This is a genomic window from Geodermatophilus sp. URMC 60, from assembly GCF_053502585.1.
The window spans coordinates 1,631,686-1,646,086 of record NZ_CP199958.1 but is presented as its reverse complement, the minus strand read 5'-3'; the positions used below and the strand labels follow the sequence as shown (position 1 = coordinate 1,646,086).

Genomic DNA, 14,401 nt, shown 5'->3' with positions numbered 1-14,401 from the left:
CGGCAATTGGCGACAACTCACAGCCAACTTCTCCGGTCGACCTCTTGTTTTCCTCCGGTGCCTCTCCTGTGGCCGGTGACTGGGCAGGTGGGAGCCGCCGATGTGATGGCCCGCCGTCGGGGCCGGCGCTCGGTGGTGGCGTCCGGCAGGAGGCCGACCTCCGGCAGGCACCTGCCGGAGGTCGGCGGATCCTTCAATTGTTCTGCAGTTCTCCTGCAGTGCCTGCTTGCCCGGCCTCGCAGCAGGCCGGGGAGAAACCTCGCTCACCGCCTGAGGCTTGGGGTGACACCCCGCGCGGGCCGTGGCCCGTGGCGCTCGGACTCGGGCCGCGGGACAGGTGCGGGGTAGCCGGTCGGCCCCGGCGTGGCGGCTCGGCGCTGCTGGCGGTCGGCGTCGTAACGGGCGCGCCAGGCGTCGCGGGCTGCGGTGAGCCGGTCGGGCGGCTGACCCAGGAACATGGGGTCTGCCTGAAGGTCGGCGCTGCGGGCCCGGGCGGCAGCCAGCTTGTGCCGGGTGGTGGCGACTGAGCACTCGAGGGCAGCCAGCCGCCCGGCCGGGTCGGGTGCCCAGGCCAGCGGCCCGAGTGGGTCGAGCCGCTCGGCGCGGTGGCGCTGCGCCTCGGCCAAGGCAGCTTGGGCCTGCTCATCGGCTTGCCGGGCGGCCTTGGCGGCATGCAGCCCAGCGTGCCCGGGATGCTGCTGTTCGGTAGCCCGGCGGGCGATGGCGTTGAACGCCCGCCACAGCGCGGGCCGGTAGTCGCCCCGGTCAGCCACCCGCGCGAGCTGCTTCACGTCGGTGGGCAGTCCGGGCAGATGCGGGCGCCACCGGTCGGCCCAACCGGCCAGCTGCTCACCGGCCCGGGCGACGGGTGCACGCTTGAGACCCCACCAGCCGGGCCCATCGAGCACCACCCGGGCTGCAGCGCGGGCGGTGCCGCGCTCGGCGTCCCAGGCGGCTAGCAGGCCGTCGCGGATGCGGTCGGCCTGCTCGGCGAGGAAAGTGTCGGCGGCCTGCACCCGCTGCGTGGCTCGCTGAGCGGCGTGAGCTACGTGCCGGGACCGGTCCTCCAGCCGGGCCAACTCGCCGGCGCCGGGTGCCTCCAGCGCCACGGCCCGGCGGAGCACGTCGCACCACGGCTCCAAGACGGCCAGCCGGTCGAGACAGCGCTGCTCGACCGTCCAGGCCGCGTGCAGGTCGGCCAGCAGCTGTTCGAGCGGGCGGGGGGTGGCGTAGCGAGCCGCTTCGGCGGCGGCCTGTTGGGCGGCGTGGGCGGGGCCGAGGTCGGCGCGGTCGCGGCCGAAGGCAGCGATCCATTGTTCCCGTGCGTCGGCGAGGTCGACCGCGACGAGGTGGGCGGTGTTCGCGGTGCGGCCGCGGGTCATCCCGACGTAGGCGGCCGCCGCGCCGGTGTGCTCGCCCACCACCAGGTGCGCTGCGGTGACCGTGTCGCCCTGCGCGCCGTGCGCGGTGGAGGCGTAGGCAAGCTCCACGTGCGAGGTGACGTAGCCGGCGGGCAGCACCCGCTCCCCGGCCCACGCCGGGGTGACACCGGACGGGACAGCTCCTCTTGGGGTGACATTGGCCGGGACGACGGCCAGCCCCCCGTCGCGATGCACGGCGGTGACGGTCCAGGTGTCGCGGTTGGCCACCCCGAGGTCGCGGTCGTTGCGGCGGGTGGCGATCCGGTCCCCGACGCCGATCCGCTGCCCGGCGCTCGTGGTGACCACGGTGCGGTCGTCGACGCGGCCATCGGCGACCAGCCGCTCGCGGATGGCCGTACCTAGCTCGGCGGCCTGCTCGCGGGTGTCGACCACCACGGCCACGCGCTCGCCGTCGCGGTGATGGGCGGCGACGAGCATGGCCAGCGCCGCCTGCAACTCGGTGGAATCGGCGTGCAGGTGGATGTTGCCGCGGGCCATGAGCGCGTCGAAGACCGCGCCCGGGTCCTCGCCGGTGCGCATGGCCAAGGACAACTCGGCGTACTCCGCGTCCGGCGCCGTCCGTCCGGTCTGGTCGGTGCGGACGAAGCGGTGAACCCCGTCGAGCACCAGGTGAGCTGTCGGGTCGACCTGACCGGCGGCGAGATCGAGCACACCGCCGCGGCCGACCGCGGCGAGCTGGTGGCGGTCACCCAGCAGCGCCAACCGGGCTCCGGCCTCGTCGGCGACGGTCAACAGCGCCCGAGCGGCGTCCTGGTCGAGCATCCCGGCCTCGTCGACGACGAGCAGGTCCCCCGCGGTCAGCCGTGCCGTCTCCTGCGGGCCGGCGTAGGGCACTCCGGTGACCGGGTCGGTCTGGCCGGGGGTCAGCCGGGTCCAGGCACCGTCGTCGGTCCAGCGCCAGCCGTACTGAAAGGCCAGCCACGCCGCCGAGGCCGTGGCGGTACCGACCTCGGCAGCGGCGACCTTGGCTGCCTTCAGCGTCGGGGTGACGACCACCAGGTGGCGCCCATCCGCCTCGAGCAGCTGTCGGGTGGCGGCCAGGGCGGTGGTCTTGCCCGCGCCGGCCGCGCCCTCGACGACGACCAGGGGGCGGTCACCGGCCAGCGCGGTGACCGCCGCCGCCTGACCCGCATCCAGCCGTCCGCGCACGGCATCCGGCAGCGTCGGCCCGTCCACGTCAGCGGCGGCGGTCCTGCTCCGGGCGGCCAGCCGGTCGGTCAGGTCGGCCTCGACGTCGAGCACCGGCTCGGAGGTCCACGCCCGGATGTGTTCAGGAGCCCCGGCCTGGTCCAGCAGCGACACACACCGCGTCATCGCGCGGGCGGTGAGGTCCTCGGCCAGCTCGATGCGCACGCCGGCGTCGATGACGATGCCGGTGGCGGCGATCAGCTCTTCGACCTCGCCGCGGACATCGGCGGCGTTCCACGCCGAGCGGGCGGCCGCGAGCCGGGCCAGCACACGCTCGACCGCCCCCTCCCGGTCCAGCGCGCCGATGGGCGTGGGGCTCAGGGCGACGGGTCGCTCGGGGTCGCGGTAACCCAGGGCGGCCAGCTCCCCAATCCAGCGGGAGGTGAGGCCGGTGCCCGGTCGTGGGGTGACCTTGTCCGGGCGGCCCTCAGCCCACGCCCGGGCATCCCACGCCCGCCGCAGCCCCGGCCCGGGGACCTCACCGGGGTGCGCGGCCGCCCACTCACGCTCGTAGCGGTCCGCATTGCGGGCGATCTGCGCCGCCCGGGCGCTGAACGCGGCAGCATAGCTGGCCAGCTCCGGTACATCGCCCGTTCCGTTCAGGGTATAGCCGTGCGCGGCCAGCGCGGCCCGGAACTGCGGATCAGTGGCCACCGCCGCGTGTCCGATGCCGTTGATCGCGCCGAGGAAGTCGCGCACGCCCACGGTGTGCAGCCCCCGCCACCGCCCAGCGGCGAACACCCGGGCGTTGACCTGCAGGTGCAGGTGCCGGTGCGGATCCCCCGCCCGGGAGGTGTAGTGCCGCACCGTCACCGCATCCAAACGCTCCACCGGCACCTGCACCTGCCCGCCCCGCGGGCCCACGCGGGTGGTGGCGTGTTGGGCCAGCCAGCCGATGATCTGGACTGCGGTGCGGTCCTGCGCGGCGTCGTAGGCGGCTGCGATGTCCGGGTGCAGGGCGGCGGCCAGCGACCAGGACTTCGGCCCGTTGACCACCACCTCGACGAACCGCACCGCGCGGTCGTCGGTGCGCAGCCGACCGCGCAGCTCGCCGGTGTCGGGGTCCAGGCCGCCCACCCACGTCTCGTAGGCATCCCCGGCCAGCGCGGCGAGCTCCTGCACCCGCCCGCCGTCGACGGTGTAGCGGCGGGCGATCCCGGCGCCCTCGGTCAGGTAATAGTCATCGGCCCGGCCCCGGTCGGCCTCCACGTAGTGGCGGGCCGCCGCCGGTTCGCCTGCGTAAACCTTTATTTCGCCGCGCATTTTCAACGCCATCCAACAATGACCAACACGTCACCTCCAGAAACGGCAGAGGGCCCCGCGAAGCGGGGCCCGGGCTACCGCTATTGGTAGCATGCGTGCCGCTTTTCAGTAAAGGCTTGAGGGTTAGCGGTGAAGGTTGAGCGTTATGGGCGGCAAGTCGTCGTTAATGTCAACTTGTTCGTCGTAGTTGGCGACTATTGATTGCATGAAGGATGCCGACTGTTTAGTCGCACGTGTTAATGACGTCGAGTTCAGAGCTCGTCTCACGTGGTGAGCTTCTTGTAGCAGGTGAGCGTGGCGGCTAGAGTGAGGAATGCGGTGAACAGCCGGGCGGAGCGTTCGTAGCGGATGGTCAGTCGGCGGTAGCCGGTCAGCCAGGCGAAGGATCGCTCGACGACCTAGCGGTGCCGGCCCAGCCGGCTGCTGCTCTCCACGCCGCGGCGGGCAATCCGCGGGGTGATGCGGCGTCGGGGTAGCCAGGCCGTAGGTGCGGATAGTCGTAGCCCGTGTCGGCGTGCAGCTTGGCCGGTCGGCGGCGGCGCGGGCCGCGCCGGGAGCGGATGGCGGGGATGGCCTGCACCAGCGGGATCAGCGCGAGGCTGTCGTGGGTGTTGGCCGCCGAGGTCGCCATGGCCAGCGGCAGGCCGGTGGCGTCGGTGAGCTCGTGCAGCTTGGACCCGGGTTTGCCGCGGTCGACCGGGTTCGGGCCGGTCAGCGGGCCCCCTTTCACCCAGACGCTGGCGGCGTCGACCCCATCGCGAGACCAGTCGATGGCGGCCTGCTCACCGAGCCGGTCGAGCACCGCCCGGTGCAGGCGCCGCCACAGCCCGGCTTCGGTCCAGGCCACGAACCGTCGGTGCGCGGTGGCCTTGGAGACCTGGAATTCCGCTGGTAGGTACCGCCAGGCGCAGCCGGTGATCAGGACGTCGACGATCGCGGTGAACACCGACCGGTCGTCGACATGCCGGGTGGCCGCCGCCTTGCGGGCGCTCGGCCTGCGGCGGGAGCAGCGGCTCGACGATCTCCCACAGCCCGTCGGGCACCAGCGTCTGACCCATCCGTTCCCCCACGAGAGGGGGCAACGTCGGCCAGGTCAGCGCTCATCCACATGAGACAAGCTCTTAGTCAGACTTAGTGGCGGCTTAACGGCATGGATCAACTTGATCCAATAACCAACGGGTCACTTGCCTATACTACTTGACTAATAGACGACAGCGGGTGACTAATAGGTGGCAGCGGGTGCGTCCGGTGGTGCACCTGTTCCAGGAGGAAGCTCCGGACAAGTTCGCTCGTACGGAAGACCGGGAAGCAACTGTTCCCATTCTGCTGCAGACAAGTTGCGGTTGACCATCGAACAACCGTGTCCCCCGACAACGGCTCGCCATGGGGTTGCCCCGTGGCCATGTCCCACAGTTGCGCCGTGCCGTCGGCGCTGGCCGAGGCGAGCAGTCGGCCGTCCGGGCTGACCGCCACGTCCATCACGTCATCGGTGTGCCCGGCCAGGGGCTGGCTGATCGAGTAGGAGCTGGCGACCTCCCACAGTCGCACTTCGCGGTCCCAGCTGCCCGTGGCCAGCAGTTGCCCGTCCGGGCTGAACGCCACGGCCGCCACGTCACCGGTGTGGCCGACCATGGGCTGGTCCCAGGGGCGCCCGGAGGCCGTGTCCCACAGACGTACGACGTGCGCGGTGTCAGTACTGGCCAATAGTCGGCCGTCAGGGCTGAACGCCACCCCTCTCACCGGCCCCTGGTGACCAATGAGCGGCTCGCCCTGCGGCTGCCCGGTGGCGATGTCCCACAGGCGCACCTCCTGGTCCCAGCCTCCCGTGGCCACCAGCCGCCCATCCGGACTGAACGCCACACCCTGGACCTCCGCCGCGTGACCGGTCAGCGGTTCGCCCACCGGCCGACCGCTGGCCACCTCCCACAGCCGCAGGGTGGAGTCTGCCCCGGTAGTGGCGAGCAGCCGGCCGTCCGGGCTGAACGCGACCGCCCACACCCGCCCCTCGTGCCCGACCAGCGGCTCACCAACCGGCTGGCCGGTGGCGACGTCCCACAGGCGCACCTCCTGGTCCCAGCCTCCCGTGGCCACCAGCCGCCCATCCGGACTGAACGCCACACCTGGGACCTCCGCCGCGTGACCGGTCAGCGGTTCGCCCACCGGCCGACCGCTGGCCACCTCCCACAGCCGCAGGGTGGAGTCTGCCCCGGTAGTGGCGAGCAGCCGGCCGTCCGGGCTGAACGCGACCGCCCACACCCGCCCCTCGTGCCCGACCAGGGGCCGGCCCTGCGCCCGGCGCATGGCGACGTCCCACAGTCGCACGGTCCCGTCCTCGCTGGCCGAGGCGAGAAGGGGACCGTCAGGACTAAACGCCACATCGTGTACCTGGTCCTCGTGCACCTGGTCCTCGTCACCCGTGAGCGTCCATGACGCATGGGTGACCCGCGCGAGGCCGGCGATGAGCCCTGCCGGCGGTCCGAGCACCGGCTCGTCGCGTGCCAGGCTCATGCTCTGCAGGCCGGCGAGGATCGCAGTGTTCGGCTGGCTGTCGAACAGACGATCGGATTGAGCGCTGAGCTGTCGGGCCAGGGCGAGCCGGTTCTTGACCTCCGTCTGGTGGTTCGCCCATATCGCCAGTCCGGTCGCGGCCAGCGAGATGACCAGGAGGACGGCCAGCGTGCCGACCAGCGCTCGAAGTCGTCGGTTCGATCGCCGGGTCTCTTGCAGCTCCCGAGTGAACAGTGCGCGGCTGGCCTCCAGGAACTGGCGTTCCACTGAACCGATTTCGTCAGCAGAGCTCTCGGCCCACCGGTCGAAGGAAGTCAGCCGTGCGCCGCGCAGCAGGAATGACTCGTCTCGCCCCCCTCGATCCCAGTCGGCAGCGATCCGTTCCAGATCGGAACGCATGCGGAGCTGCGTTCGGGCTCCCTCGATCGCATCGCGCAGGAGCGGCCACTGTCGCAGCAGGGCCTCGTGCGCGACCTCGACGCCGTCTCTATTTTCCGAATCGGACTCAAGCATTGTTCGCCCACTGGTGAGCAAGCGCGCCTCAACGAACGCATCAACGACGGTTTGCTCGTTGGCGGTCAACGTGTCGCGACGAACACGGCGCCGCGCCGGCTCCTTAGTGCCTTCCACAGTTGCCAGCTTCAGCAATGTGGGCACCACCAGGTCACCGAGTCCGCGCCGCCCCAGTTCATCGGTCAGCTGATCAGCGCGCTTCTGCAAAGCGCCGATTACACCTCCGAGTCGTTCATACTCGTCGACGCCGATGAAGCCGTCTGGACCGGCTCGCTGGTACAACGCGCGCAAGGTGTACGCCAACAACGGCAGGGCGTCACCACCCGCCGTATCCTCAACCATGCGCTCAATCAGCCCGGAGGAGAACTGCAGGCCCGCCCGTTCGGCCGGACGCCCAATAACCTCCGGCAGTCGGACTCGACTGAGCGGTTCAATCACCAGCGGATCGTCCACAGCCTCCGCAAGGCCAGCTCGCTCCGGCGCTCGGCTGAGATATTCAGAGCGAACTGTGGCAACGACCCATAAGGGGCCGTCCTCGGACAGCCCTCCTGTGAGCAGCTCGAGAAACTTCCGTTGTTCATGCGGCCCGCTGCGGGTTAGCAACTCCTCGGCCTGGTCGACCACAGCGAGAATGCGCGGTCGATCGGCGTTTCCACGCGAGGCTAGCTCGGCTAGCTCATCGAGCAACTCCCTCAGCCGGTCCGAGCCTCCTTTCAGGGTTTCCTCGACCTCCACCCATCGGCGTGGATTGCCGCAGGTAGCAAAGGCGCCGGCCAGACTGCGCGCAAGGTTTCGATCGGGCTGTCCCCCGGGCCGCACCGGAGGAAGAATTACCCACCGAGATCCCATGCGCCCTAGGCGAGGCAGCAGTCCGGCGCGCAGGAGCGAGGACTTGCCACTGCCAGATGGACCGACGATCGCAATAAAGCGCCCGCGTTCGTTCATCAAGGTCGGCTGAAGGAGCTCCATGAGCCGCTGTATCTCCTGGCTACGGCCGAAGAATACGGCAGCGTCCTCGCTGGCAAAGGCGTCCAGGCCGGGATAGGGGGGACGAGCCGGGTCCCAGCTAAAAGCATCCTTCGGGTCCAGGCCTGCTCTCCGCAACCCTTCGATAAGTGCGTCGAATGCCCCATCTCCAGTGGCCATGTCAAGCCATTGAACGCTATTCAAGAGTGGCAGCCGAACACCGGACTCTAGTTCAACCGGGAAGATGGGTTTGCCTAGTGAGCGCGCGAGGCTCAATTCTGCAAAACACCAAGGAGACGCAACGGAGGCGGCACTGCCAAGAAAGATGACGCCGTCACTGCGTCGCAGCTGCGAGTATATCTCGCGCTCCCAATCACGTCCTACTGGAATGCCGAGCACCGGGTCGAAGTCGACGAAGAGAGCCGCAAAACCATCCGACTGCAGCCGCAACCGGATGCGGTCCACGACGATCCGATCTTGGCTGCTGTGACTAATGAAGAGCGACGTCATGCCTACCCGGCCGTTCTTACACTACTTACTGGAAATGCCGTCGGCATCTGATGCGATGCTGGCGCCGCCGACCGAGCGGAGCCAGTCGACAGACCATGGCCACCGATTCCCCGTCGAATGATCACGTGCAATTGCGCCGCCGCGGCAGTGCGCAGCGCAGACAAGGGATGCACGCTTACTGCGGAGGGCAACCAGGCAAGTAGCATGGCTCGACATAGACGTACTGCGGGTTTGCGTCCAGGTCCGTCTGAACGTAGACGGCGTCGCCCAAATTGAACGACCCCCTTCTCTGAGACGCGTTGTCCCAGTAATTGCAACTGTATGCGCCCGGCACCCTGTCCGGGCCTCCTGTGAAACTACACCAGAAGCTGCGCAGCTCTCGAATTCGCACGGTCTTACCGTCTGGGATATCCTCGTTTGCGACGAGTAGACCGGGTGAATCGCCGCGCTCCGCCAGGGTTTGACTAAAGGTGCCGTTATCCGAGCACCTGTAGTCATGGACCGGCGCCGCCTCATACCGACACCTGAATTGGTCCGGGACCGTTGTGGCGTCGATCCCGAATCGGTCCGTCGCAACAATAGAGATCGGTGATCCTTCGTTGTGTCTTGCAAGAGCCGACTCCACGGCGACGGCATTCAAGGCGACAACTAGGGCCAGGAGAGTCAGGCAAATTTTGAGAGAGCGGCCCGTGGTCGATGATTTTTGTGTCATCATGCTGCTCACCTACTCTGGGGACTATTGCAGAGTGTGTGCTACTGTCGCTACTACGCAGTGCTGCGGCATTGAAGTGCGCTCCCCGAGGCCACTACGCGCTCAGCGCACCGGAGCGGCACATCTTATGCTCACCCTTCCCTTCGGTCGGGCATAACTTTTCAGGTCAGCCTAGCTCTGAGTTCAACGATCGACTCCCGACTGCCTGACGCCATCAATCTAACGGCCATCATCAGCTCGATACGGACAGCAGTGGCAGAAGATGGTGCCTCGCCCAGACAACATGATGCATTCCTATGAATGCGGGTGGATGGGGAGGCGGTGAACGACGGGTGCAGTCCTGTGCGCTCCACTGAAGAAGTGGACGCGAACTGTGACGTAGGCCTTCAATATTGACCCAGCGTTGAATACGCGGTCGCGGCCACTGACGGGCCATCATCGCTCCTGGCGGACATCAGGCACGGTTCTCATCGTTCGGCACGACGAGAGGCAAGGTATCCATGCATCGTCACCGATGCGTCACCGATGCGTCACCGACCGAGGTGGAGGCAGTCGTGACAGAGGGGGACGCCGACCAACTTCTGACGCTGCTCGACATGGAGGGCCTTGCGGAGCCGTATGTCGTGGAGCCGCCCCGGCTCACCGCCGTTAATCCTTGACAGGACCCGGCTACGGTCCCGTTTCCAAGGTCACCGTAGAGTCGAAGAACCCGTCATGCGCCGGACAGGTCCAGTAGATCGGGGACGTCTCCGCTAGCCCGGAAAATGCCGGACACCGGCCGAACGATCCGCACTGTCTCGATTATCGGCGTGAGCCGGGCGTCGGACCGGCACACCGCGCACCTCTGGATCGCCGGGCCGGTGTGCACGGCTCCCTCCGCCGAGGCGAAGTGCGACCGTGCACGGTCTGCGCACCAACATCGCCGGCCTGCTACACCATCCCCTGGACGGTGAAGGTCGCGCTGCGCCGGGTCGAGATACGGCCGCTACGGTCCGTCGATGAGTCAGAGCCCAACACACTCCGTCTCGCGCAGACGTTGGCCTTCGAAGCCCATCCACACACTGCTGGCCGCTTCCCATAACCGGCTTCAATTCGGCTGCAGCGGGCCGAGGGAAGGGTGGGCCGTAGGCCCATCCCGTAGGGACGCGCAGCGCCCTTCCGGCGACCCGCTGCAGCCGGCAACCTCGGCCGGCTGCGGGGGCGGCCTCGCTCCTGACTGCGGTCCTTCGGATCCGTCGATAGTCCGCCCTGAGTCCGCCCCGAGTCCGCAGATAGTCCGCAGAACGCCCACTTCCGCCCGTCAACCGTCAATCACACTCAGCGCTATACTCGCTGATCAGAGGCCAGCTGAGGTAGGTCGGCGCAGGTCAGCGTCACGGCCACAATCATGTCGGGGATCACGCCACGGATCGCCCGCCGCGGCATCGAGACCAGCGATCGGCTGGGCCGGCACCGCTGGGTCATCGAGCGCTCTCTGGCCTGGCTGACCGGCTACCGCCGACTGACCCTGCGCCCGGCTGTTCACCGCATTCCTCACCCTGGCCGCAACGCTCACCTGCTACAAGAAGCTCTCCACGTGAGACAAGCTTTAAGCGATGGCGAGTCGGTGACGTGCCGGTGACGCACGCCCGGGAGGCTTTGTATCACGACGCAGACCGGGCACGGGGGACGAGGATGGCCTCCTACCGCTCACCGCATGGATACAGCAGAGACCGTGCTATTACCAAGGGAGGAATGACGGTGGCAAACGAAGGTCACGGCTACAACATCGAGGTAGGCGTTGTTGGCGGACTAAATCCCGGTCAGCAAGCCGCGTTCAAGTCAGCAGCGGACCGCTGGTCTCTGATCATCTCTGCCGATGGGCCCGCCGCTGCGAAGCCGAGCGCGCCGGAGTGGTCGCTGTGACCGCGGCGGGCGTGCCTCCCGGGAAGGTGCTGGAGCACCTCGAGGTGTTCCAGGCCATCGCCAACGCCAACAACGGCAACCGGGCCTCGGGCACGTCCGGCTACCGGGGCAGCGTCGACTACGTGGTCGGCAAGTTGAGGGCCGCCGGCTACGCCCCGCGGGTCCAGAATTTCTCCTTTCCCTTCTTCCAGGAGGTCAGCCCGGCCACGGTCAGCGCGGGCGGCAGGCAGCTCGCCGCCGCGGACGTCGCGGTCATGACCTATTCCGGCTCCGGGACCGTGACGGCACCGGTGCAGGCCGTGGGAACGACCGGCGAGAGGGGCGCGAGCACCAGCGGGTGCGAGGCCGGGGACTTCGCCGACTTTGTGCCGGGGAACATCGCACTGCTCCAGCGGGGCACGTGCGCCTTCGGGGTGAAGGCCGCCAACGCGGCGGCCGCCGGGGCGTCCGCCGTGCTGATCTTCAACACGGGACTGCCCGGGGCGGAGGGGGCGGTCGCCGGCACCCTGGGCGAACCGGGGGTGACGACCGTCCCCGTGGTCGGCCTGAGCTACGCCGCCGGGGTCGCCCTCCTGGGCGGGGGCGAGGTGACGGTCAGCACGCGGACCGTCTCCGAGAGCCGGGAGACCTTCAACGTCCTCGCCGAGACCCGCTCGGGTGACCCGGAGCGCACGGTCATGGTCGGCGCGCACCTGGACAGCGTCCCGCAGGGCCCCGGGATCAACGACAACGCCTCCGGCTCCGCGGGGATCCTCGCCATCGCCGAGATGCTCGCGGGCACGGAGACCGCCAACGCCGTGCGCTTCGCCTGGTGGGGCGCGGAGGAGTTCGGCCTGCTCGGGTCCCGCCACTACGTCGCGGACCTCAAGACCAACGATCCCGCGACGCTGGGGAACGTCGCGCTGTACCTGAACTTCGACATGATCGGCTCCCCGAACCACGGCCGCTTCGTCTACGACGGCGACGCCTCGGCGTTCGGCCCGGACGACGGCTCGGTGCCCGCCCCGGCCGGCTCGGCCGCGATCGAGGCGGCCTTCCACGAGCACTTCGGCTCCCTGGGCCTGGCCTCGGGCGAGACCGAGTTCAGCGGCCGCAGCGACTACGGGCCGTTCATCGCCGAGGGCATTGCCTCCGGCGGGCTCTTCACCGGCGCCGAGGGGATCAAGACCGTGGAACAGGCCGCGCTGTTCGGCGGCCGGGCCGGCATCGGCTACGACTTCTGCTACCACGCGTCGTGCGACGACCTCAGCAACATCGACCACCGGACGCTGGACGAGATGACCGGCGCGGCCTCCGCCGTGACCCTGCGCTTCGCCAACTCCCCCCTGGACCTCGAGGAGGAGGGCCGGCGGCTACTCGCCGCCGTGGCGCCCGTACCCGCCGCCACCGTCGACCAGGGACACGGCCCGAGCAACGCCGCCGAGGCGAGACAGCCGCGCTGAGGCGGTCACGCTGGGGCCGATGCCCGGCCCCACCGCGGGGACCGAGGCCCGCACAGGATCCAACGGTTACGAGCAGGCCGGGCGGCCGCGTCTGTCCACGCGTGGACGATGCTCTTGGGCCGCGACCGACTGTGCGTAGGAATGCGTCAGTGGCCGCGTCCTAAGTCTCGACGGTTGGGCGCGGCCACACCTCTGCCTGCTCTTCCCGACAACCGGCGTCCCTCCGGCTGTCGCGGGGCGGGGGAAGGGTGGGCCGGAGGCCCATCCCGCAGGGATGCGGAGCGCCCTTCCGGCGACCGAGACAGGCGGAAGACTGCCACCGGGTGGGAAGCGGCACCTCCAGCATCGGCACGGCGTCCCAGGGCGGAAGGGTCTGACGCACGGCTGCTCGTGCTTGCGGACATCTGGTCAGCACTCTGTCAGCAGAATGTTCGTCAAGGGCCGTCGACAGCACTCATCAGCTCGGCACAACACCGCAGGTCAAAGCCGCAATGAGCGACCGGAGCCCAGGTCAGGACCACGCCTGGATCGGTTTCCTCAACCGTGTGTCGCAGGTTCGAGTCCTGCCGGGGGCACTGGCGGCCAGCTGACCCGCGACCAGGTGCGCTCCCTGCTGTTGGCTCGCGGTCGCCGGCCGCGTGGTCGCCGACCCCGACCGCGCCCGGGCGCTGGCGCTGGCGCTGGCGCGAGACAACCTGCGCCGGATGCGGGCCGCGGCCGCCGGTGACACGGCGGCGGGCGGGACGGCGGCGGTCGGGCTCAGGGCGCATCGGGCCGGGTGCCCCGCTCGACCGGCACCGGCCCAACCGCACCGACCGGAGCGCAGTCGGTTCGCCGAGCGCGCCTGCGGCGCAGCACCACCGCGGCGCCGGTGGCGCCGGCGACGACCAGGGCGAACACGACGCCGGCGAGTGCGAACGCGGTCGCCGCCGCGCCGGTCAGGCCGATGCCGAGCAGCGCGGCGACCGGTGCGGCGCAGCAGACCGCGCACGGCGCGGTCGCCGCGCCGGCCAGCTGCCCACGCGCCCGGCCCGGCGCGGCGCCGGCGGGCCGCTCACGGCCGGACCCCCACGGCGCCGGCGCCGGGCCGGACGGTCATGGTGGCGAACGGGATGGGGCAGCAGTCGTTGCCGGCGCACTCGATGAGGTCGGCGCAGCCGGCATCGACCGCGGCGCGCAGGTCGTCCCGGATGGTGACCAGGTCGGCGATGCGCTCCTCGACCTCGGCGAGCTTGGCCTGCGCGCGGGCCTGCAGCCCGGCATCGGCCCGGCCGCGCCGGTGGCGGTGGCGGCCGACCTCGAGCAGGTCGGCGACCTCCTCGAGGGTGAACCCCAGCCGCTGCGCGGCCTTGATCACCCGCAGCACGGTGACCGTCTGCTCCGGGTAGAGCCGGTGCCCGCCGGGACTGCGGTCGGGGTCGGCGATCAGACCGCGGCGCTCGTAGTAGCGCAGCGTCTCCACGTTCACCCCGGCGGCCGCGGCGACCTGGCCACTGCGCAGCCCACCGCCGGGCGCGGCACTCATGCGCCGCCCCCGTGGGACTGCTCGGCGCGGGTCACCAGGGCGGCGAGGACGTCGACGTGGGCGGCCGGCACCTCGACGTCGAGCGCCACGGTGGCTCCGTCACCGCCGGGCAGCGGGGTGACGGTGAAGGTGAAGAACGAGCAGCAGGAGGCTTCGGCGTCGGCCAGGCGCTGAACGCGCTCGCGCAGCTCTCCGTCACCGGTCAGCAGCAGCCGCGCCCGGGTGGCCATGTCCGGTGAGCGTTCCACCGCGGTCAGGAACGCGGCGAACAGGTCGTCGAACTCGGCCATCCGCAGCGGCTGCTCGGTGGGGGGCAGGGTGCAGGCGTCGACCGGCACCCAGTCGGCGGGAGCAGGGCCGGGGCGGGGAGCGGCCAGCGGCAGGTCCATGCGCAGACGGTAAGCCCGTACCCAGGTACGGGGTGCAA

At 69.8% G+C, this 14,401-nt stretch carries 5 protein-coding genes and 2 pseudogenes; 2 read left to right on the top strand and 5 right to left on the bottom strand.

What is annotated here, in order from left to right:
- Nucleotides 1-263 precede the first annotated feature (263 nt).
- The 3 genes and pseudogenes from mobF to ACWIX3_RS07910 all read right to left on the bottom strand — a co-directional run bounded on the left by mobF (nt 264) and on the right by ACWIX3_RS07910 (nt 8,390).
- Nucleotides 264-3,893 (bottom strand): MobF family relaxase, encoded by a 3,630-nt coding sequence (mobF, locus tag ACWIX3_RS07920; RefSeq protein WP_448612448.1) that lies wholly within the window; start codon nt 3,891-3,893, stop codon nt 264-266.
- A 263-nt stretch (nt 3,894-4,156) separates the two neighbouring features.
- Nucleotides 4,157-4,951, bottom strand: a pseudogene (locus ACWIX3_RS07915) (IS5 family transposase).
- A 130-nt stretch (nt 4,952-5,081) separates the two neighbouring features.
- Nucleotides 5,082-8,390: an nSTAND1 domain-containing NTPase gene (locus ACWIX3_RS07910; protein ID WP_448611526.1), complete on the bottom strand. Its 3,309-nt coding sequence runs from the start codon at nt 8,388-8,390 to the stop codon at nt 5,082-5,084.
- Between the two features lie 2,108 nt (nt 8,391-10,498).
- On the opposite strand from ACWIX3_RS07910, the pseudogene ACWIX3_RS07905 reads away from it, so the two are divergent.
- Nucleotides 10,499-10,682, top strand: a pseudogene (locus ACWIX3_RS07905) (IS5/IS1182 family transposase); the annotation flags it as partial.
- 336 nt (nt 10,683-11,018) lie between these two features.
- Nucleotides 11,019-12,449: a M28 family peptidase gene (locus ACWIX3_RS07900; RefSeq protein ID WP_448611525.1), complete on the top strand. Its 1,431-nt coding sequence runs from the start codon at nt 11,019-11,021 to the stop codon at nt 12,447-12,449.
- A 1,054-nt stretch (nt 12,450-13,503) separates the two neighbouring features.
- On the opposite strand, the gene ACWIX3_RS07895 is transcribed toward ACWIX3_RS07900, so the two are convergent.
- Both ACWIX3_RS07895 and ACWIX3_RS07890 read right to left on the bottom strand, forming a co-directional pair.
- Nucleotides 13,504-13,974 (bottom strand): MerR family transcriptional regulator, encoded by a 471-nt coding sequence (locus ACWIX3_RS07895; protein ID WP_448611524.1) that lies wholly within the window; start codon nt 13,972-13,974, stop codon nt 13,504-13,506.
- Nucleotides 13,971-14,363 carry a hypothetical protein gene (locus ACWIX3_RS07890; RefSeq protein WP_448611523.1) on the bottom strand — a complete coding sequence of 131 codons (393 nt, stop codon included), beginning with the start codon at nt 14,361-14,363 and terminating at the stop codon, nt 13,971-13,973. Before ACWIX3_RS07890 ends, ACWIX3_RS07895 begins: the two co-directional genes overlap by 4 nt.
- Between the last annotated feature and the right edge of the window lie 38 nt (nt 14,364-14,401).